Below are 20,457 nucleotides of genomic sequence, written 5' to 3'. Positions count from 1 at the left end.
TCTCCTTTCAGGTGAACAACAGTTGGGTGGCCATCATCATGTCAAAGAGAATCGGGATCAAGATCAAGATCACCAAAAGTCCAAGGTAAACGATGCCGACGAACACCATCTGTTGCCGCCGATTCTTGTAACCCAGCCGCAATCCGGTTAGGTATTTTTCAAACATCAACTTCTCTTCTTGTCGGTAAAGGCCGCCTCCCCCTTCCACATCAAAGCGCCTCAATGCGTTCTTCAACAGGTAGCTATCCTCATAGTGAGACAGCACTTCCATGGCTTGGTCCAGATGGTAGTTGCGCAGATAGGTGCCCGTGAACTCCGAAACTTCTGCCTGCAACCCCCGGTGAGGCGTCATCAGATGAAGACGTCCGAGCGCATCTTCGAGGCGTACGCCTGCATTCAGTTGCATGTTCAGGTACCGATAGGCCCGATAGGCGAACTGTTGGAAGACCACCTCCTTGCGATGCTTGGCAAGGTGCTTTCCATAGCGCCAGGTACAAAGGATCATGATCAGACCAAAGGCTATCCTCAGGTGAAACAATCCGAAAGGAAGAAGGAGGGCAAACCATCGATAGCCTGGTCTGCCGTCTTTTCTTTGCCGATCATAGCGCGACCGCAGACGCTTGTAACGGCGCTGTGCATCTATGCTCGATGAGAGAAGGAGGAAGAGGAGGATACTGAGCGCAGGGTAAAGGTAGGACTCAATGCTCATAGGCCAACAAGTGGAGGATCAAGAATAGACCCAAGTGATAGGACGTGAAGTAGCCCGCCAACAGCCAGGTGCCCCAAACCGACTCCAGATAGAATAATCGGATCGAAGGTTGCGTGTCGATCAATAGAAGGGCGATCAGGGGGATCGACAGCAAGATGCCCAGGAGGATCATGAGTTCCCTGCGCATTTCCATCTTACTTCTCATCACCTCTTTCTCCAGGGAAAAGCCCTCTTCCTCCAGTTGACGGACCAGGCCCACCATATCTCCGTGATGGACGAGCACCTGGGTCATCTGGATGAGCGCATCGCGGTAAACCTGTAGCTGGAGGCGGTCCGCGAGCCGGTCCATTGTGGCCGTCATTTCCATCCCGCGTTGTAGGGCAATCGTAAAATCCGAGAGATAGACGGACAGGGGAAACCGAAAACCTTCTGCGCTTGCTTTTTCAATCGCATAGGCCAGATCATCTCGAATGCTCAACCATTTGGAAAGCTGGGTGATCAGCGGTAGATACTGTCGCCGTAGTGCCTCGGTCTCTAGCAGTGCGATGCCCTCGTAGAAGACAAAGACCAGGGAGGAAAAGCCCATCGCCACCACCAGTCGAATCGGTGTCGTGCTGAAGATATTCCTAAACAAGAAGCCGGCCATCATCACCGTTAGAATCATCATCAAAAGGGTGAAGTGGGCCTCGTATCCCCCCAGCCAACGCTGGATCATCAAGGGGGCCTGCCAAAACCGTCTACCCTCACGCGGGCTCCTGGGGCGTCTCTTCACTCTTGTTCTGAAGAGCAGGCTGCCCAGTGTGAGCAGGATCATCAGATTCAACAGCGTTCTCACGATCAACATCCTCCGACCTCCTTTCGATCCAACCGCTTTCTTCTGTATACCGCTCCTGATAACGAAAGATTCCATCGTATGAAAGCTCATCGACAATCCGTTCCACGCGGAAGGACCGTAGATAGATAATCCGGTCGATTCCCCTTGCGATCATCCGCTTGCTCGTTTCGGGATCGTTAGAGGTTCGCATCAGTGAGTAGAGACGAAGCAGGGCTTCTTCTGGCCCCATGGCATGGAGGGTTGCCATGATCCTATGATCTGTAAACCCGGCCTTGATGAACTCCCAGGCCTCCTCACCTACGATTTCTCCGATGCAGTAACCATCGAGGGACATCGTGAGCCCATCCTGAATGAGACGTTGTAGGGTCTCCTGTTTCTGCCCCTTGATCTTTCGGATTCTGTGTACCATGAGGTTGGGCTTTCGGGGGAAAATCTCAGCATCGGACTCACAGATCAGCAAACGCTGGGACCAGGGGACTTCTTCGAGAAGCGCGCGGAGAAGGGTGGTTTTCCCCGCCCCGCCTTTTCCGCAGATGAGAAAGCGTTCCTGGGTGGACATCATGCGTCGGAGGGCTACGGCCAGGGAAGGGGTCAGCATTTCCATCTCCACGAGCCGATCAAGATCGTATCGCTCGCGCGCATGCTTTCGGATCGATAGCGAAGAGCCTGTCGCGCTAAGTGGAGGGACGGTCACGTTGATCCGTAACTGTCGCTTTTCGTCCGATACGCGGGCGTGGCATCTCGACTCATTGATCACCCCTCCATTTCGGATGATCAGTAGTTTGCAAAAAGCAGAGAACATGATCTCGTTCTCAAAAGCCACGGCCACCTTTTCCCGCCGTCCCCTTCGCTTGATTGTAAAGTGATGATAGCGCGTCGCATCGATATCCGTGACCTCAGGATCGGAAAGGAGTTCCTCAAGAGGTCCGTAACCAAAGAGGTAGTCGAAGACAGCGGTCAGGATTTCATCTCTGTAATAACCCAGCTCCAATCGATCGATAATGTGCACGATCCCCTGTTTCAAGTGTACCTCCTCCACCTCCCCCCGATCGAAACCCGATACCAGATCCGGCGAAGTGGCCAAGAGTTCATCGATCACCTTCTGCCGCATGGTGTCCGCACCGAAGACGCGATTTTCCTTTGAAGGAGATGCATGCATCGGCCGGCGCAATGTGGTCAACATCATATCGTCCACGTCCTGACCAGTTTTCGAATCAAGCGACGGTGGGCTTTTCTCACTTTTTTCGGTGGTAGGTAGCGCTCGCCTTTGAGGAGCGTGTGATCGCGTTTTCGATTCATCGGAATCGAACCGAGGATGCGCATCGGCGTCACCTCTTCCGCCGCACGAAGTGGACTCCGCAGACGATAGGGGTAATCATAAGCCACTAGGGAAGCCTTCTTAGGATCAAAGCCCTGAAAACGTTCCAAGAACAAGACCCATTCATGGATGGCGCGGATATCTGCTAATGTCAGCCTCCGGGGAAACAAGACGACATCCGCACTGAGCATCCCGCTGCAGCTGATTTCATCGTAGAGATTCGGCGATACATTCTCGACGAGCACATCGAACTCATCCTTCAACAGAGCGATCACCTGTTGATACTGCTCCAGACGGCAGAACTCTGCATTCTCGGGCCGGTAGTTACCCGTCAGCATCGACAGTCGATCGGTCTTCGGATGTCGATTGATATAGCGGTGTATGATCTTCTTATCGCGCTTTCCCTCGGACACCGCGTTCATCATCAGGTTGAGCCCCGTAAGATCCATGGGATGGAGCGAAGAATGCGGCTCCTGGATCGTCGCATCGGTATGACTGAAATCACTGATGAAGGGTGAAAAAAGATCTCCGTTCACCAACATCACTTTCTTCTTCATGCTCTTGGCCATTGTATAGGCCAGTTCATAGGCAAAGACCGGATGACTCCAAACGACGATATGCATCACCTTGCCATACTTTCTCACGACGGGCGTAGCCAGTTTCGAGCGTAGTCCTCCGAACAATCCGGTGATTTCCATGGGCCCCTCCCCCTTTCTATATTCCATATTATTACATATGTAAATATATGTCAAATCACAAGCAAAGAAAAAACCCACCCTTAGGGTGAGTCTCTTCAGATCAAAGATCCCGTCGTCCTTCCAAAGCCTTGGCGACGGTCATCTCATCTGCATATTCAAGTCCCCCACCCACTGGTATACCATGGGCGAGTCGCGTGACCCTTAGATCGGTGTTTTTCAACAGACGTCCGATGTACATCGCGGTCGCCTCTCCTTCGATCGTAGGGTTCGTGGCCAGAATAATCTCATCCACCGGCTCCGTTTGAAGGCGTATGACGAGTTCACGGATATGAACATCCTCCGGTCCGCGTCCGTCGATCGGACTGATCACGCCATCGAGCACGTGATAAAGACCGTTGTAGGTTTCCGTCTTCTCAACCGCGAGAAGATCCTTCGGATCTTCCACAACACAGATCGACCGTACATCCCTCCGGTGATCCGAACAGATGGAACAAGGGTCTTGATCGGTGATGTTGAAACAGCGGGAGCACCGCTTGATCTCTTTCTTGGCTCTAATGATCGCTTCGGATAAGGCGACCGCTTGGTCATCATCCATGCTGATCACGTGAAAGGCCAATCGTTGGGCGGTCTTCCTCCCGATTCCGGGCAGGCTGGAGAACGCTTCGATCAACCGGGCGATCGGCTCGATGAAGGATGTGCTCATTACATCAGCCCGGGGATATTGAGTCCTCCGGTGAATTGACCCATTTCCTTGGCCATGGTTTCATCGGCTTGGCGCAGGGCTTCGTTGACTGCAGCCACGATCAGATCCTGTAGCATTTCGATGTCATCGGGATCCACAATGTCTTCATCGAGCTTGATGTTCAGCACTTCTTTCTTGCCGCTCACCTCAACAGTGATCGCACCGCCACCAGCGGTCGCTTCAAAGGTTGAGCTCTCGATCTCCTTTTGCTTTACCTCCATATCACGCTGCATTTTCTGTACCTGTTTCATCATGTTGTTCATGTTGCCAGGCATCTTATTCCTTTTAGCCATTTGATTTTTCCTCCTTTATTTTCTTCTAGCATTTATTATACACGAGCTAGTCTTCGATGGAAAGCTTGTCCTCAAAGCCCTCGAAGTAACGCTTCACATCCGATTCGAGATCCTTTTTCTTCGGCTTTTCCTTGATAATGATCGGCTTGATCTGCTGGAGGTTGCCGATCACGGCCCTTCCCAATCGTATCAATGCATTCTGATTGGTCTCCGCCAGCATCATGTTGTATTGGAAGCGAGCGAAATCATAAAACCCGATCACAAGCGTACCCTTCTCCAAACTAATGGGTTCTGCTTCCATAATGAGGGTGAAGACCGAGTTGTTTTCACTTTGGACACGATCTAGCAATTGTCCCCAGAGCGCCGGATCTACCGTTGAGACCCTTTCGACTTCTACCGTTTCGACTTCTGGTGAACCCTCGGGTTCACCGCCTGTGGTCGCCGCACTCAGCTGGTCGCTCTCCTGCTTTACCGTCTCCTCCGGTACTTTCCCTTCCAGTGGAAGGGGTCTAGCCTCCTGCGCAGGCGCCATCGGTTCACGCCGTTCCAGGCGATCGATCCGCTCGACCAATGTGGATAGGTCCTGGCCCTTTGGCAACATGGCCAGCTTCATGATCGCGGCTTCAATGAGTATACGTTCGTGAGATGCATAGCGCAGTCTCTGGGCCAGATCGGCCAGTGTTTCCATGAGCCTCAAGAGAAAAGTCCTGGACATGTCCGACTGGAAGGTCCGCATCTTTTCGTGTTCTTCAGCTGAAGCGATGACCAGCTCATCGAGCCGATCGTCGAGTCCCGTCATCAGAAGATTTCTAAGAAATCCCATCCACCCTTCGATGAAGGACTGGAGATTGCGACCGCTGGTGTAAAGCTCATCGATCTTCCGAAAGAGAACCGCTTCTTTCCCCTGGTAAAGCGCGCCGGTCATCTCGTAGTAGTAACGAGTGGGTGCCAGGCCGAGAACCTCTACCACCTGGTCTTCCGTCAGACTGTCGCTCGAACCCGTGAGCACCATGTCTAGCAATCCGATGGCATCGCGGACGGATCCCTCGGTTTTTTCGATCAAGGTGTACAGCGCTTTCTCCTCGGCCTCCACCCCCATGCCATCGCAAATGATTTGCAGACGATGCTTGATGGCCATTGGGCCCACGCGCTTGAGCGAGTAGATCTGACAACGGGATCGAATGGTGTCGGGGATTTTTTCCGGCTCTGTTGTGGCCAACATAAAGATGGCGTGGGCCGGTGGTTCCTCCAGTGTTTTGAGCAGAGCGTTGAATGCGCCTTTCGACAGCATGTGCACCTCATCGATGATGTACACTTTGTACCTGGCTCGCGCCGGAGGATAGTTCACATGATCCTTTAGCTCGCGAATGTCATCCACACTGTTGTGAGATGCCGCATCCATCTCGATCACATCCATGAGACTTTCTCCCAGGATGCCTGTGCATATTTCGCAACGATTACACGGATTTCCTTCTTGAGGATCCAGGCAATTGATCGCCCGGCTCAGCACTTTGGCCGTGGTCGTCTTCCCCGTTCCCCGGATACCCGAGAAGAGGTAGGCGTGGTTGATGGACCCCTCCATCACCTGATGCTTGAGATTTTCGACCACACGCTGTTGCCCGACGATTTCGTCGAACGTCTTCGGTCTCCACTGTCTATAGAGTGCTACCTTTTCATTGTTCATACTCAGTCCTCATCCTCCATGGCCTTCTTTATCTCCGATATGTTCTGATTGATCAGTTCAACCATCGCGGTCACGACACGGGGTGAAAACTGACTTCCGGCATACTTCTTGAGTTCTTCCAAAGCCTCCGTGATACTTCGATTCTTTGTGTAGGACCGCCTGCTCGTCATCGCGTCGAAAGCATCGGCCACACCGATAATCTCACTGATCGGATCGAGGCTATCGATTTCCCGCTCTTCCGGATATCCTGTGCCGTCAAACCGCTTGTGGTGATAACGAATACCGTCGATCACCCGCTCGGGTAATCCGATCGGCGCCAAGATATCTTCTCCTAGGAGCGGATGCTGTTTCATCAGTTCGTACTCTTCAGCTTCCAGTTTCCCTTTTTTCGTGAGCACGGCATCGGGTACCCCGATTTTCCCGATATCGTGGAGAAGTCCAGCGGTCTCGACCATCTCAATATGCTCATCCGTGTAATGGAGTGCTTTCGCCAGTAGGCTTGCCACCCTTGCCACGCGTCGCGAATGTCCCTTTGTATACTCGTCCTTGGCCTCGATCGCGGCGATCATCACCTCTAGGGTGTTGAAATACTCTTCCTTGAGCTTTTCATAGGTACGCGTCCGCTCGATGGCCAGCGATACTTGTAAGCCGAAGGTCTTGAAAATCTCGAGATTCTCCTCGCTCAGTTGATCATCCACGACCAAGGTGAGGAGTCCGATAATCCGTCCTTCGTTCTCAAGGGGAATAAAGACGCCCTCCGGATCGCTCAAGAAGGCCACCGGTTTGTCATCGTAAGCATGGATCATGCCCATCTGGAATCGTCTGATGTGGATCATCCGATTCTCTCGCAAGCACGTCTGTAGTACCTCGCCCTCGAGCGGGAGCATGCCCTCAATGATATGGTCCTTCAAGCGACCTGACTTCGCCTTCAATCGCAGGGCGTCATCCTCTTCATGTAACAAGCGAATGGTACAGATTTCAACAGAATAGAGTTGTTCCAATCGCTCCACGACGCTATCGAGCAACTCTGATAGCGTCCACTGGTTGATAAGAGAACTGTTGATTTGACCCAGCATATGCAGTTCCAGTTTCTTCTTATCCAGCATATCACTGATCGCCCGGCTTCGAAAGACCGGTCGGCTGATTCCCTGGACGTAGGTCTCCCCACCCTCTGTGAGGAGGATAGTGGTCGTCATCATCTGCTCAATATGCCCTTTCTTCGAAATGAAGCGCATCCGGTGGTTCGAAAGAGGACCCGCATGGAGCGATGCTCGCGTCTCTTCCGTCAGATAGAGCAATTCGTCCCACGACGCACCGATCAATTCCTTGGGTGATCGATCGAGCAAGTGAAGAGCGGCATCGTTCACATAGGTGAGGGTTCCCTTGGAATCGATGATCCACAGTAGGTCTTCAATATGACCGATCAGTTGTTCATTTCTATTCTTGATCTGTGCGAGTTCTTCAAGCGAACGGATCAGTTTCTTTTCCATTGCAAGTAGTGAACTTTCCTGTCGGATTCTCTGCTGTTCAAGATACTTCAGCCTAGCCGTTTTTGCATTCCGTTCACCGACTGTCTCACACCACTCCCTGCGCAGGTGAGTCATTGCTTTTTCTACCTGTGTAGATTCTGAAACGGGTAGATCGAACAAGTGCAAATCTCCCCTGGCCTCTAACCCGACTATACCTTCTTCGAAGGCCTCTAGGGGGGTCCTCCACTTCCTTTTGATGGCTGTAAGCGCTACGACCGCGAACAGAAAGAAAATCAGCGCTGCTCGGTCGTACCTTCTTGTATGTAGGTCTAGGTATTTCTCCAATTCCTTCATGTCCAGCGCGAGGATCATTTCTCCCGCCATCTTACCGTGGGTATAACGGGTGAACAGCCTCTCGCCTTCCGATAGGAACCCTACATCCAGGTCATGCACCGCTTGATAGGCATCACTGTAGTATCCGCTGTAGACCGGCGGATGGTTCTCGTTGTACAGAACAGCTCCCTGTATCTTGGTGGACAACAACTCACGGTCGACCTCGACAACCACTTGGTAATGCCAAGGGGTCAGGAGCTTTTCGACAGTAATCCGATTTCCCTGCACCTGTGTGACCACAAAGTCTTCTTCCCCAGCGGCTTCTGGCGCGAGGGACCGCGACAGGCTGACAACTTCTAACTCTGTTCTAAGGTTCGGGATGCCGTATTGATCCCGCCGATAGATCTTGTTGAAATAGTCATCCAAAGCCCACATGAGCCGGTCGAGTTCGCGTGACACACGCTGTTTTTGCTCCAGATGATAGGTGCGCGTCAGCGCCGCCTGTTCATCCCTCACCCATTGTGAGCGGAAGGCAAGTACAAAATAGATGATGATGAGCAGAAGAAGAACCGGCCAAAAACGCGTGAAGAATTTCTTCCTTGTCATCGGACATCACCCTTCTCATCGTAAATTCGCCGGAGTGCCTCCGCCTCACGACTCAACAGGGCAGAGAGGGCGTTTCTCACTTCCCTGTAGTAGCGACTGGGATCTAGGTCACGAAAGGTGGTCTCCCAGGAACCGCCACTCTCGAGTCCTCGATCAAAATCGATCGCAATCCTCAAGATATTCGCTTCAATGGGTACCGCCTCCGAGCGATCGACTGCATCCACAGGATGATTCTGCAGTCCGATGGCATCACAAATCTGGCCGGACAATCCGATCTCCCGGGCGATTTCCTGACTCGACTGGATATAGTCAAATTGAGCATCCGGGTCCGCCAATGCATCATCGCTCCACTTGAATTTTCCGATTTGGTGCAACAAACCGGCAATATAGATGTTCTCGATCTCCTGGTCCTTCAAATTCAGACTTTCACCGATCAATCGAGCCAAATCCGCCACACGCTTTGCATGACCCAGTGGGGCGCGGGTCTTTTTTTCAAGAGCGATGGCAAGGGCCTCGACCGTATTGAGAAAATTCTTTTTTAACTGCTCATAGACGAGCATCTTCTCAATAATCACCGAGATGTTTTGAGATACGAGTGTCATCAGATGCGTTTGTTCTTCCCCGATGGACCCTGCATTCATGATCGACAGTACACCAAAGACCTTACTCCCAACAGAGAGGGGAAAGTACCCCCACGATTTCCCCTCTGCCATCGGTGCGGATAATGCCTCTTCTTCGAAGATGAGGTCTGCCACTTCATTCAAAATGAGCGTCCGGTTCTCTCGAAAGCACAGGGCGAGGTGACTCGTCTTGTCATCGATAACGGGAGCGTACAACAGATCGTACCGAGCTGTCGAGAAACCGGCCAACATCAATCGGCCCTCACCATCGTTCAACCGGATGCTCACCCCTTCTATCGGAAGGAGAGCCATCATTTTTGCCGTGATCTGATCAATGACATCTTTCATGCGTGTACCGCTTAATAGCTGTGTCAGCTCTTGGATGATCGAGAGCTCACGAATACTCTCATGATAGGAATCGTACAATTTCTTTTCTTCAGAAATATCACGTGATAATCCATGGACCGATTTCATTTCGTCCCCTTCGAACAATCTGACCGTTTTGGTGCTGACGATCCTTTTTTCTCCGGTCTTTCGATTCTCCATCTCCATTTCCAGTTGATTGTGATCGCGCGAAAGGAGCACGCGCTCGATGATCCCCGGGTCTTGCCGGAAATCGGGAAAAACATCTCTGATCGAAGCGCTCTCGCCTTCATCAATTGCTAAGAATGCCTTCATTTTATCATTGGCCAGGAGAATTCTACCCTCAGGATCCATCAACCATAGAAAATCTGGCATGCCGTCAGCAATCCGATGGTAGAAATTCTTCTCATCGTGGACCTTCGCTCTGGAGCTCTTGAGCTTCTGTCTTATCCGCTGCCCTTCGGCCGCTTTGTTCTCGAGCGTCTCGAAGAGATGGTCTTCCCGATAGGTCAATCGGGTGAGTTCAATCTTCTGACCTGCTAGCAAGCTGCTCACTTCATCTCCAAACCGCTCTTTCCAAGTGCTCTCAATCCCCACTGACCCTCGGTGAAACCGCAAGAACCACCTTATGATCAGCACAAAGAGCACAAGGTTGAAAAGAATCTGAAGTGCCTGTTCAAAGGTGAGGGCCAGGGTATCGCGGCCACCTCTTCGCTGGAGGACCATTCGGTAAGGATAACGTTTGGAGGCCATGGAATCGCGATAAGAAGGATCGTCGACCCATACGAAGTCGATTGGCCCCTTGAGTGAACGTTTCATCTGATCCAAGGTGATATCCACTCCGAGCACGCCCAACATTTCACCAGCTGGAGAGAGTATTGCCCGGGAAATGGTCACGACCCGCTCTTTTGTCAGAGCATCGGTGTATACGCTAGAGATAAAGATGTCGCGGTTGACAGCCTCTTTGTACCACTCGCGGGATCGTCCATCGATCCGAATGGAGCGTCCATCCGTGATGATGTTCTCACCCGATACCGTGGTAAAAAAAACGGTGTGAAAAAAAGAATCCATCCTCTTTAATTCGTCTAAAAGGAGCCGTGTTGATCCCCGGTTTTCGACGGATTCTCTGAATACTTCTGACAAATCGTAAAAGGATTCCACGCGGTGGTCAAACCAGTCGATCGCCATGATGAGTTCGCTCTCCACCTCTTCAGTACGACTGATCATGAGGTTGCTCTTTGATAGTGTATAGTTAGAAAGCGTGACTGTGAACAAAAAGAAACCCAGGAGCGCGATAGCGATCCCTCCGAATATCAACTGGATTTTCTTTTCCGTTAACATGCTTCACCACACCCTCAAAAATTCCTCGCTGAATGCATTATACCACATGCACAGCAAATGCTAGACACAGAAAAACGACCTGCAGATGGGCTGCAGATCGTTTGAATTCTTGTGAATGCCGTGCATCCATTATTGCGACCGATGACCAGGCGTTACCCTAATCGTTAACTCGGACCAGGCTTCCCCACGGCACACGGAAGGGTTCCCTTACCGCTGCTTCCTTCCGGACCTGACGGGGTTCAGGAGTTCCCGTTGCGTAGGACCCAATCTTCAACGCCACGTGTCAGGGTCAGACCCTAACCAAGGCATCTCGCTAATGGACATCAACCCTGCTATAGCGGATTGCAGGTTACAGGGCACCGCTACCTCCCCGTCTAGCACGGCAAAATTTCTAAATGGCGGAGAGGGCGGGACTCGAACCCGCGGGACCTTGCGGTCTTACACGCTTTCCAGGCGTGCCCCTTAGCCAACTCGGACACCTCTCCTCATGAACGTAATGCTTTAAAAAAAGACCTCATCAATTGAGCGCTTTCCTCTTGTAATACTCCAACCGTAACGGCCACCTGGTGATTGAGCCTCTGGTCTTCGCACACTTCATAAAGCGATCGACAGGCTCCAGCTTTGGGATCTAGGGCACCGATTACCACGCGATCGAGTCGCGCTTGGTATATCGCGCCTGCACACATCACGCAGGGTTCAATGGTAACATATATTTCACATCCGGTCAAGCGCCAACCACCTAAATTTTTAGCGGCTTCTTTGATCGCAATGATCTCCGCATGCGCAGTCGGATCCTTTCCGGTTTCTCTCAGGTTATGGCCTCTCCCGATGATCATGCCGTCTTTCACCACGACTGCACCGATGGGTACTTCCCCGATACGATAAGCTTTTTCAGCTTCTAGAAGGGCTTCAGCCATATAGATTTGATCCACCGATTTCTCCTTATCCATTATTAAGTAAAAGTGGCGCACCCGAAAGGAGTCGAACCTTCGACCTACCGCTTAGGAGGCGGTTGCTCTATCCTGCTGAGCTACGGGTGCAACCTGAAGTCTAGTCAGTATTTTAAGCTTATTCGCCTGTCTTGTCAACCGTTTGAAAGACAAATTGGATTTCTACCCTACGGTTTCGAGCCAATTCTTCAGCGACAGGTCGGTCGTGAATCGGGTCTGAGCTCCCGTGGGAGTACAAAATCAGCCGCTCTTCGTCGATGCCCGATGCGATCAGGAACCGGGCCACCACTTGACCGCGTTCACGCGAGAGCCACTCCCCGAATTCCGAATCATTGTAATCTGGATAGCCATTGATATGGCTATCCACACGAATCATCCAGGGTGTCTCCTCGGCGACGTCGATAAAGGTCGACAGTTCTCCTTGGGCTGAATCTCTCAGCGCGTCATTATCCGGTCCGAAGTAGACAAGGATCTTCTTCTGTTCGAAGGGAGGTAGAGACGTCTCCTGACGCACCGGCGTCTTCTCCGTCACTTTTCCGACCGACGGATCGATTGACCCCACCTGTGGTGACTCGGTACGCACAGACTGGGGTGCTGGTGCGGGTTTTCCCGGCATTTGGTCTTCGGAAACTTCCTCATCAGATACCGCTTCTTTTTCTCTCGAGAGATAGGAGAAGGAGACGAGGACCATGACCACCAATAAAAGGGTCACCACAATCTTTCCCCTCGTCGTCAACCGATAGTTGGACAAGTGGCTCATCCTCCCTATTCTTGAGGTTTGATGAAATCAACGATATTGATGATTCTCTGGATTTCGTATTCAATGAGCGTATTCTGATCTTCCTGGAACTTATGTCTGTCGTCGATTGCCTTACGCAGATCGCGAATTCTCTGCTCGAGTTCACGAATGGTCGCCTCATTCTTATTCGTAATATCTTGCGTTGTCTGAACGGTGCTCTCGAGCACTTTGTTCAGGCTATCGATCCTTTGGTAGGCATCGTTCAAGAGGTCTTCCTTGTCAATGCTCGAGACATTGAGGATGTTGAGCACCGACTCTCTCTTGATATCAGCGGGCAAGTTCTCCGGTAGCGTCTTCATGTACACATCTGCCATGAAGATGGTCCCCTTAGCCTCATTGCTCAATCTAGCGTTTCGGTAGATTTCCTCTATGGTCATCAGCCGGTTTTTTTCGTAATTACCGATGAGCTCATCCAAACGTTTCTTTATGTCTTCAGATGCTTCGCCCTCCGGTTCTTCTTTTGCAACGCTGGGTTTGGCCGTGCTTGCTTCGACCGAAGCTCCATCCCCTCCTTCTTCTTTTGGAGCTGCTTCCTCAGCTTTCTCCTCCATCGTGAGGTTGGGGATGTGCTCTAGCTCGGGTACCTCGTCCTCCTGACCCACAAAATCCACCTTGTCTTCCTCCGAAGGTACCTGTTCGATCAATCCTAACTTTTCAAATAAGTTCTTCTTTGCAGCCACCCTAATGACCTCCTCTAACTCTCCACTGTTTTCAGTTCGACCCTCTGCCTGGTTTCTCCAGAAGATGCTTGATCGTCCTCAGTTGCTCCCTCTTGATTGCCAATTGTAGCTCCTTGATTTCCACTTGATTCGACAGAAAATGGTCGAGCGCCTGCAGTTCCAAGAGATAGTCTCTTAAAAAAGCATCGCCCAGTGCATCGAAGGGAAGATTCTTGAAATTACTCATCGAGATGTTTTTGCGCAACAATTCCAAGGCTTGCTCATCAAGGTATGTAATGCGACTTCTCTTGAATACATGGTCCCCGAGTTCATCCTTCATCTGGCGAATCTTTTTGTAAACCGTGACTTTACTTACACCCAGTTGGTCGGCGGCTTCTATGACCCTGTACATCCTTACCGTAACCTCGATAGTTCAGTCAGGTATACCCCGATCATCTCATCCATGCGTTCAATCTCTCCGTCCAGGGTGTCCACACGCTTTTTCTTTTTCTCCAGTTCTTCCTTCAACAGAAGTATCTCCTCTTGCAAGTGGTGCTCACCCACCTCCATCTGATCGTCATCTTTCCCGCTGTCCTTCGGTTCGCCGATGAGATGAAAGAGTACCTTGAGCTGCTCGATTCCCTCATCGCTAATGTAAGTGACGCCGCGATCCTTTTGAATGAAAGGAGCCATGACCTTCTTGTTCAAGATAATCTTTTCAAAGATCTTCACTGTCTCGAGACCAAGTAGATCCGCAACCTCTCCGATCATACGCATTGACACACCCCCTTTTTATGTATGTTAACGCATTTTCTTCATTATACTAGATTCTTTTAACCAGTTAAAGCCTCAATACAGTACACAAGCGGTATACGCTTCTTTTTCTATCCCATGTGCCGCACACTGTATCATAATCAGAATGAAACGCATCAGGGCGTTTCGATCTGGTACTTCTTAATCTTGCGGTAAAGCGTGCTACGTCCGATGCCAAGCCATTCAGCCGCTAGGGTCATCTGGTAATCCACTTCTTCGAGAACCGCTACAATCGTCTCTTTTTCAACGGATTCAAGGCTCTTGCGCTTACCCACTTCATCGTGTAAACGCGTCTTCGCTTCTGTGTAGGTCACCCCTTCGTAATCGGAGGTCATCAGGTCGAGTAATTTCAAAATCGTCGGATCATCATAACGGTGCGCTTCGGCCATCAGACCCGTTTCGTATACATAACGTAGTCGCTCTTGTCTTTCTGTATCAAAATGAGAAAGCAGGCTGTTAACACGTTTACCATTCTGCCTCTCGTCGTAGATTTTATCTGCAACTTCGACCTTTGCAAATACAAGTCGTTCCAATAGTTCTGGCATAAGGAGCCTTTTGCTCCCCAGTTCTTCCAGAGACATATGCGAAACCATAATCAGGCTCAATCCCTTGCTATTTTCAGGCTTAGATGCCTCGTTGTTAATAGGTTTACTGCTAATGATGGCTAGTAACTTCTTCTGTTGAGAACGCAGTGAAAGCTCTGGATGATAAAGAATCAAGGTGCCTTTCTGTCCGTTTAGCGCATCCAGCTCATCGTGCGCTTCCCGTGTATTTTTCCTTTGAAAATCTAGAGTGTAAAGAGGGGGAACCAGGTGTGGCATCCTCTCGATCATGTAGTGAAAGAGATTGTTCAACCCCATGCTACGCCTTCTATGGAGAAAAATCGGAGTCCGTGTGTCTTTGATTTTCAAAATGGCTTCCCTAAGGTCTGAATGTAAGAACCCCGTCGACTCTTCTTGTTTTGAAAAATCCAATTGCAGCAATTCCCGTTCGATATCCGTCGTCGCGATCCAAGAAGCCACTTCGTCGCGCTGGTCAATCGTCGCTAGAATCGCCAGAGCACCCTGGAGACGCTCTTTCTTGTAAAGGGGTAAGGCGACCGTAAGGTGATCATCGAAATAGCGCAGATAGTGTTCTTCTCCGCTCACGATAATCGGCTCTTCCTTCAGCAGGGAGAGTGCAACCCCGTTGGTACCGACGATTGACTCTTGAAACGTGCTGAGTTCAAAGGGTGAATTATGTTCGAAGGTGCCGAATACATGGCCGTTTACATCCACGAGATAAAGGGAGAATGGTAAGTTGATGTCAGCTTCAAGCAGCTTCAGTCTACCCATCAGCTGTTTGAGGAGGTCCTCGTGAGTGAATTCCACAGCATGAGAAAGAGACCCCTCTTTCACATTGAATACCTGACTGCGGATCCACGAGTAAGCGATATCCTCCCTTAGCAGATGCTTCTTCAGTTGTCCTGTTTGACGATATAAGGCCCGCGCTCTAGCCAGGCTTTCCCTCTCAATCATTTGACTCTTCTCTCCATTTCATATTCGTACGATTCAGCACGCGCAACTGTCTCTTGACGATCCTTGCTACACCGGGAGACTCTTGGACGAAGGTCCCATCCGCGCTAATAGGAAACGGCTCTCCTGTATGCTCAATCATAATGCTTTCGCCTGCATAAGAGGATACCTCTGGTAGGTCTAGAATCCTACCGTTGAAAAGGTAGGGTAATCTTGTGAGCAGGCGAGCTAGGGTCATCGCTCTGATGATGACCACGTGCAGTCTTCCATCCGTAAGGTCAGCAGAAGGTGCGATCGCCATTCCGCCGCCGATATATGGGCCGTTTGCAATGGCGACCAATAGCATTTCCTCCTCAACGACTTGTCCGTCGATCGTCAAGCGTATACCGTAGGACCTGAGCCTCAACACTTCAATCAAGGTGCTCAAGAAGTAAGCGATCTTCCCGTTGAGATGGCGTTTCAAGCGCTGCGTCCTTTTTATGATCTGGCCGTCTATTCCCATCGTGAGACTATTGAGGAAGGGGCGGTTTGACAATATCCCGTAGTCTACCAGATGACAGGGAAGTGTGCTCTCGATACAGGCGATAATGGACTGTGGATCGACGCTCTCGAAATTTCGCAGATAATCGTTACCCGTCCCTGAAGGGATCATACACAAAACCTGGTCGGAACGCATCCCCCTTGCCACTTCGCTAAATGTACCATCACCGCCGATGGCTACAATCAGATCGACTTCACTATCACGGACCAGTTGTGTCACTCCATCGGGATGATCACTGATCTGGATATCGTAGCAGATGTCGAGTTCTGTTAGTCTGGTCTCCACCAGCGGTAGCAGTGCTTTTCCCTTGCCTCGACCAGCCACAGGGTTTACAATGATTCTCGCCTTCATAGGATGTCTCCTTGCTATATCAATATGAACAAATGTTCTTTATTTGCCATTGGTTTCTTCTATTGTACCTTCTTCTGCGATCTATGCCAAGTCTCGTGAGTAACCCCATCACTTCGTTTTCGTAGGAACGCTTCAAGTGAGGGCGTCTTAATGGGTTTTAGACCCGTAGATTACTCTTCCTCAAAAACGGTTTGAACTCAGAAACCTAAACTGCATGCAGTGTAAGCTCCACATTCAAGCTTATTCATGTGGACAAAGCACCTTCTACTCTCTGTCCAAGTAAGGGAACTTTTTGCCGTCGCATGAAACTATACCTTCTCAGGCAGGGCTTTTCTGTATTCTCCTATGAAATAGCGAGCCCCGGTATTGTACGGAGCCTTTAGGTCTGAACTGTAGACTTTCTTATTCGGAAAGGTGGAGACCGCATGGTTTTGGCTCTCTCGTATCACTGACCCAGAACCATCAAATGCGAGGGCTCTTATGTACGCTGGGTTTATGATCTGTACCCTGATGCCATTTTTATGCGCCTGAGACATCACAAGGTTGAAGATCAGCTTCTTCTGTCACATATGCATCCGCGACTTTCGTGAACTCCTCGGTTTTATTTTGATCATACTTACGCCTTGGCCTGCTTCTTCTTAGGTTTGTTAAGCATGTGATGATGACGGTCTCTATCCTTTTATAGGTTGGTGAAAAACCTGTCATAGATAGTGCCAACTGCACACATTGCGGAACAAAGCGCCGAGGTGTTGAGCCTAGATCAGCAGCTTCTACGCGTTGATTCTCGTGGTCCGTGTCACTGAGCTTCGTATCAAACCCAAAACTGAATTGAAGCTAAAACAAACGTCCCTCCTTGATTCGCTTAGGAGAGTACTGTTGCTTTCGTCTGGATGATTGCAGATATGTTTTTCTAGATATTTGATATCTATTCTTCTGCGTTTGAGTGACACCCAATCCCATGTGTTGCTAACGAAAACTTTGATTCTATACGCTGTATGACCCTTCACCACAACCTTTTTGAAGTGCTTACCCTTGTGGTCATGTAATACCGTTCTTCTAAGTACATGTTGAGATTGCCTGCATAGTGTTTCACGTGAAACATCATGATCTCTCCAGCTCGTGTACCGTTCTTCTAAATACCTGTTGAGATTGCATACACAGTGTTTCACGTGAAACATCATGATCTCTGCAGCTCGTGTACCTTTCTTCCATATGCCTGTTGAGATTGCATGCATAGTGTTTCACGTGAAACAAAAAAAGAGATGTTTCACGTGAAACACCTCTACACCTTCAAGAGTTCCAGGAGACGATTGAGATCTTCTACTCCAAAGTAACTAATCTCGATCTTGCCCTTGTCTTGATCATGCTTGATTTTTACTTTTGTGCCTAGTCTAGAGGCTAGAGACTCTTCGAAAGAGATGACCTCCAAAGGTTTGCGGGAACGCTCCTTCGGCTTATCTCCTTTTTGCTGGATTTTTAAACGCTTCTCGAGTTCCCTCACGGACGGTTGGTCTTGAATCACCCACTCGAGCAATTTGCTACGACTATTCTCAGAAGCGCCTAGCAATGTACGTGCATGCCCCGTCGTAAGCTGACCTGAGGCTAAACAGCCTAGTGTCTTCCGGTCTAATCCCAGAAGTCGAATCATATTCGCAACGTGACTGCGGCTTTTTCCGACAGAATCTGCAATTTCACTTTGATTCAGCCCATGCTTCTCCGTTAGTGCCTTATAAGCAGAAGCCTCTTCCACGGGGTTGAGATCCTCGCGCTGTAAGTTTTCCACGAGGGCCAACTGTGCCAGCACGTCATCTTCGACGTCCATCACCACGACGCTCACTTCTTTAAGACCTGCCATTTTTGAAGCGCGCCAGCGCCTCTCACCTGCGACGATCTCGTGGAACTGATTTCTTCTACGGACAACGATCGGTTGGATCAATCCGTGTTTTACAATGGAATCAGCGAGTTCCTGGAGCGCCTCTGGTTCAAAACGTCGTCTTGGTTGGGATTCATTGGGCATAATCTCATCAATCGGTAGTACTTGCTTTGCTACGATCGCCTGATTAGATACAGCGCCCTCTTTGGGTTCACTTGCGTCGGTGGGAATCAGTGCGCCCAAACCCCTCCCGAGTGCCCGTTTTTTAGCCAATCGTCTCACCTCTCATCTCTAACATTTCCACTGCTAAATCACGGTAGGCTGTAGCCCCCCTACTTTTCTCATCATAATGCAGAATAGGTGTCCCGTAACTAGGTGCTTCTGCAAGTCTCACGTTTCTGGGGATCATGGTCTGGAAGACTTGATCCTTGAAATACTTTTTCACTTCTTCAACCACTTGAATTGATAGGTTGGTTCTCGCATCAAACATACTCATCAACACACCCTCGATTTCTAGATGTGGATTCAAGTGATTCTTTATCAATTGAAAAGTGTTCACCAGTTGGCTAACACCTTCCAGGGCATAATACTCACACTGAATGGGTATGATCACACTATCCGCAGCGGTGATTGCGTTGATCGTCAACAAGCCCAATGACGGGGGGCAATCGATAAATACATAGTCATACTGATCACGATGCGAGGCAATTCCAAACTTAAGCTTGAACTCCCGTTTCTCCATGTCGATCAATTCAATTTCAGCTCCCGATAACTCCACACTAGACGGTAACACATCGAGTCCAGGGAACACATCGCGTATCACCACTTCCTCAAACAAATCACCCTCAACCAGTAGGTCGTAGAGTGAACGTGTGAGAGTCACTTTATCTATACCGAGGCCCGAGGTACTGTTCCCCTGGGGATCGATATCGATCACAAGTACTTTTTTCCCGAAGGAAGCCAGATAAGCTGCCAAGTTCACATTGGTGGTCGTTTTACCCACACCACCTTTTTGATTAAATACCGCGATTACTCTTCCCATTGGATCACCTCTTCCATTTTATTATACACGAAAACAAACCTCTGCAGGTCTCAAATTAATGTAAATAATTGACAACTACGAATATTTCCCGGGAAATAAAAAAGGACCTCATATGAGGTCTTTCGGCACGCGGATGATCATATCAATATAGTCGTCTTCATCTCTTTCAATATATTCTGCCTCTACCCCCGTCTTCTGAATCAAGGCGAGCGCTTGTTTCACCGTATTGGAAAGCAGCTTATATTGTTTTACTTTGTAGGTTACTTTTTGGCGCTTTCTACGGTTCTTCTGTCGATTCTCGAGTAGCTTTTCAGCCTCACGCACTGTAAGGCCCTTGCTAATCATTTGGTCGAGTAATCCCATACGGTCCTTTTCATCCTCGATCGAAAGTAAGATCCGCGTATGTCGCTCGGTTAGTCTCGCAGCAATGACGTTTTCTCTGATCGTAGGGGAGAGAGACAGTAATCGCATTTTATTGGAAATGGTTGACTGGCTTTTTCCTACGCGCTCAGCAAGCTCCTGCTGTGTGAACCCATGGATTTCCAGTAACCGTTGGTAACCTTCTGCCACTTCAAGAAAATTGAGATCGCGTCTTTGCACGTTCTCGATTAGTGCCATCATTGCGGAGGATCTGTGGTCTGATCGCATGACGATCGCCGGAATTTCCTTTAAACCCAGTAACTTAGAGGCTCTGAACCGACGTTCACCAGCAATCAACTCGAAGTGTCCATCGACCTCTCGTACCGTGATCGGCTGAATCAAGCCATAGTGGGAAATTGAGGCTGCTAGTTCTTCTAGAGATTCCAAGTCGAATTGTCCCCGGGGTTGGTAAGGATTCGGTTTGATCGTATCCACTGAGATTTGTTCGATCCGTCGTTCATCTTGTCCTGTCATGGTCTCTCCC

19 protein-coding genes, 2 tRNA genes and 1 other RNA gene are annotated in these 20,457 nt (G+C 49.9%); all 22 read right to left on the bottom strand.

What is annotated here, in order from left to right:
• Positions 1 to 7: 7 nt before the first annotated feature.
• A complete protein-coding gene (locus ACULM0_RS08850; protein WP_463677186.1) occupies positions 8 to 709 on the bottom strand; it encodes a hypothetical protein in 702 nt (233 codons plus the stop codon).
• Positions 699 to 1,553: a hypothetical protein gene (locus tag ACULM0_RS08845; RefSeq protein ID WP_463677185.1), complete on the bottom strand. Its 855-nt coding sequence runs from the start codon at positions 1,551 to 1,553 to the stop codon at positions 699 to 701. Before ACULM0_RS08845 ends, ACULM0_RS08850 begins: the two co-directional genes overlap by 11 nt.
• Positions 1,453 to 2,730: an ATPase, T2SS/T4P/T4SS family gene (locus ACULM0_RS08840; protein ID WP_463677184.1), complete on the bottom strand. Its 1,278-nt coding sequence runs from the start codon at positions 2,728 to 2,730 to the stop codon at positions 1,453 to 1,455. Before ACULM0_RS08840 ends, ACULM0_RS08845 begins: the two co-directional genes overlap by 101 nt.
• Positions 2,727 to 3,560, bottom strand: a complete 834-nt coding sequence (locus tag ACULM0_RS08835) for a P-loop NTPase family protein (protein WP_463677183.1) — start codon at positions 3,558 to 3,560, stop codon at positions 2,727 to 2,729. Before ACULM0_RS08835 ends, ACULM0_RS08840 begins: the two co-directional genes overlap by 4 nt.
• A 100-nt stretch (positions 3,561 to 3,660) precedes the next feature.
• Entirely contained in the window at positions 3,661 to 4,263 is a 603-nt protein-coding gene (recR, locus tag ACULM0_RS08830; RefSeq protein WP_463677182.1) for a recombination mediator RecR, read from the bottom strand.
• Positions 4,263 to 4,595 (bottom strand): YbaB/EbfC family nucleoid-associated protein, encoded by a 333-nt coding sequence (locus ACULM0_RS08825; RefSeq protein WP_463677181.1) that lies wholly within the window; start codon positions 4,593 to 4,595, stop codon positions 4,263 to 4,265. The genes recR and ACULM0_RS08825 overlap by 1 nt, the downstream gene beginning before the upstream one ends.
• Before the next feature lie 46 nt (positions 4,596 to 4,641).
• Positions 4,642 to 6,279 (bottom strand): DNA polymerase III subunit gamma/tau, encoded by a 1,638-nt coding sequence (gene dnaX, locus ACULM0_RS08820; protein WP_463677180.1) that lies wholly within the window; start codon positions 6,277 to 6,279, stop codon positions 4,642 to 4,644.
• A gap of 2 nt (positions 6,280 to 6,281) precedes the next feature.
• Positions 6,282 to 8,687, bottom strand: coding sequence for an HD-GYP domain-containing protein (locus ACULM0_RS08815; RefSeq protein ID WP_463677179.1), 2,406 nt, complete (start codon positions 8,685 to 8,687; stop codon positions 6,282 to 6,284).
• Positions 8,684 to 11,011: a cache domain-containing protein gene (locus ACULM0_RS08810; RefSeq protein ID WP_463677178.1), complete on the bottom strand. Its 2,328-nt coding sequence runs from the start codon at positions 11,009 to 11,011 to the stop codon at positions 8,684 to 8,686. Before ACULM0_RS08810 ends, ACULM0_RS08815 begins: the two co-directional genes overlap by 4 nt.
• Before the next feature lie 118 nt (positions 11,012 to 11,129).
• Positions 11,130 to 11,394: signal recognition particle sRNA large type (gene ffs, locus ACULM0_RS08805), an RNA gene on the bottom strand.
• A 13-nt stretch (positions 11,395 to 11,407) separates the two neighbouring features.
• A tRNA-Ser gene (locus ACULM0_RS08800) sits at positions 11,408 to 11,496 on the bottom strand.
• Positions 11,497 to 11,943, bottom strand: a complete 447-nt coding sequence (gene tadA, locus ACULM0_RS08795) for a tRNA adenosine(34) deaminase TadA (RefSeq protein WP_463677177.1) — start codon at positions 11,941 to 11,943, stop codon at positions 11,497 to 11,499.
• A gap of 31 nt (positions 11,944 to 11,974) precedes the next feature.
• Positions 11,975 to 12,051, bottom strand: a tRNA-Arg gene (locus ACULM0_RS08790).
• Between the two features lie 28 nt (positions 12,052 to 12,079).
• Positions 12,080 to 12,712, bottom strand: coding sequence for an OmpA family protein (locus ACULM0_RS08785; RefSeq protein WP_463677176.1), 633 nt, complete (start codon positions 12,710 to 12,712; stop codon positions 12,080 to 12,082).
• A 14-nt stretch (positions 12,713 to 12,726) separates the two neighbouring features.
• Complete coding sequence (locus tag ACULM0_RS08780) at positions 12,727 to 13,440, bottom strand: hypothetical protein (protein ID WP_463677175.1); 714 nt, start codon at positions 13,438 to 13,440, stop codon at positions 12,727 to 12,729.
• A gap of 31 nt (positions 13,441 to 13,471) precedes the next feature.
• A complete protein-coding gene (locus ACULM0_RS08775) occupies positions 13,472 to 13,831 on the bottom strand; it encodes a hypothetical protein (protein WP_463677174.1) in 360 nt (119 codons plus the stop codon).
• A gap of 2 nt (positions 13,832 to 13,833) precedes the next feature.
• Entirely contained in the window at positions 13,834 to 14,196 is a 363-nt protein-coding gene (locus ACULM0_RS08770; RefSeq protein WP_463677173.1) for a hypothetical protein, read from the bottom strand.
• A 152-nt stretch (positions 14,197 to 14,348) separates the two neighbouring features.
• The gene (locus ACULM0_RS08765) at positions 14,349 to 15,749 is read right to left on the bottom strand and encodes a helix-turn-helix domain-containing protein (protein WP_463677172.1); all 1,401 of its coding nucleotides are present in this window, start codon (positions 15,747 to 15,749) and stop codon (positions 14,349 to 14,351) included.
• Positions 15,742 to 16,638, bottom strand: coding sequence for a diacylglycerol/lipid kinase family protein (locus tag ACULM0_RS08760; protein WP_463677171.1), 897 nt, complete (start codon positions 16,636 to 16,638; stop codon positions 15,742 to 15,744). Before ACULM0_RS08760 ends, ACULM0_RS08765 begins: the two co-directional genes overlap by 8 nt.
• Before the next feature lie 1,282 nt (positions 16,639 to 17,920).
• Positions 17,921 to 18,784: a ParB/RepB/Spo0J family partition protein gene (locus ACULM0_RS08755; RefSeq protein WP_463677170.1), complete on the bottom strand. Its 864-nt coding sequence runs from the start codon at positions 18,782 to 18,784 to the stop codon at positions 17,921 to 17,923.
• Entirely contained in the window at positions 18,777 to 19,553 is a 777-nt protein-coding gene (locus tag ACULM0_RS08750; RefSeq protein ID WP_463677169.1) for a ParA family protein, read from the bottom strand. Before ACULM0_RS08750 ends, ACULM0_RS08755 begins: the two co-directional genes overlap by 8 nt.
• A 108-nt stretch (positions 19,554 to 19,661) precedes the next feature.
• A complete protein-coding gene (locus ACULM0_RS08745; RefSeq protein WP_463677168.1) occupies positions 19,662 to 20,447 on the bottom strand; it encodes a ParB/RepB/Spo0J family partition protein in 786 nt (261 codons plus the stop codon).
• Between the last annotated feature and the right edge of the window lie 10 nt (positions 20,448 to 20,457).

Source organism: Halotolerantifilum yawarlongkerapense (genome assembly GCF_054506745.1).
The sequence above is the reverse complement of the archived record's forward strand: the minus strand, read 5'-3'. Positions and strand labels throughout refer to the sequence as shown.

Excerpts from the sequence above, each read along its gene's own strand:
- recR (WP_463677182.1), bottom strand. The coding sequence starts at position 4,263 with ATGAGCACATCCTTCATCGAGCCGATCGCCCGGTTGATCGAAGCGTTC.
- ACULM0_RS08750 (WP_463677169.1), bottom strand. The coding sequence starts at position 19,553 with ATGGGAAGAGTAATCGCGGTATTTAATCAAAAAGGTGGTGTGGGTAAA.
- ACULM0_RS08770 (WP_463677173.1), bottom strand. The coding sequence starts at position 14,196 with ATGCGTATGATCGGAGAGGTTGCGGATCTACTTGGTCTCGAGACAGTG.
- ACULM0_RS08815 (WP_463677179.1), bottom strand. The coding sequence starts at position 8,687 with ATGACAAGGAAGAAATTCTTCACGCGTTTTTGGCCGGTTCTTCTTCTG.
- ACULM0_RS08760 (WP_463677171.1), bottom strand. The coding sequence starts at position 16,638 with ATGAAGGCGAGAATCATTGTAAACCCTGTGGCTGGTCGAGGCAAGGGA.
- ACULM0_RS08765 (WP_463677172.1), bottom strand. The coding sequence starts at position 15,749 with ATGATTGAGAGGGAAAGCCTGGCTAGAGCGCGGGCCTTATATCGTCAA.
- ACULM0_RS08825 (WP_463677181.1), bottom strand. The coding sequence starts at position 4,595 with ATGGCTAAAAGGAATAAGATGCCTGGCAACATGAACAACATGATGAAA.
- ACULM0_RS08775 (WP_463677174.1), bottom strand. The coding sequence starts at position 13,831 with ATGTACAGGGTCATAGAAGCCGCCGACCAACTGGGTGTAAGTAAAGTC.
- ACULM0_RS08745 (WP_463677168.1), bottom strand. The coding sequence starts at position 20,447 with ATGACAGGACAAGATGAACGACGGATCGAACAAATCTCAGTGGATACG.
- ACULM0_RS08810 (WP_463677178.1), bottom strand. The coding sequence starts at position 11,011 with ATGTTAACGGAAAAGAAAATCCAGTTGATATTCGGAGGGATCGCTATC.
- ACULM0_RS08845 (WP_463677185.1), bottom strand. The coding sequence starts at position 1,553 with ATGTTGATCGTGAGAACGCTGTTGAATCTGATGATCCTGCTCACACTG.
- ACULM0_RS08840 (WP_463677184.1), bottom strand. The coding sequence starts at position 2,730 with ATGATGTTGACCACATTGCGCCGGCCGATGCATGCATCTCCTTCAAAG.
- ACULM0_RS08850 (WP_463677186.1), bottom strand. The coding sequence starts at position 709 with ATGAGCATTGAGTCCTACCTTTACCCTGCGCTCAGTATCCTCCTCTTC.
- ACULM0_RS08835 (WP_463677183.1), bottom strand. The coding sequence starts at position 3,560 with ATGGAAATCACCGGATTGTTCGGAGGACTACGCTCGAAACTGGCTACG.
- dnaX (WP_463677180.1), bottom strand. The coding sequence starts at position 6,279 with ATGAACAATGAAAAGGTAGCACTCTATAGACAGTGGAGACCGAAGACG.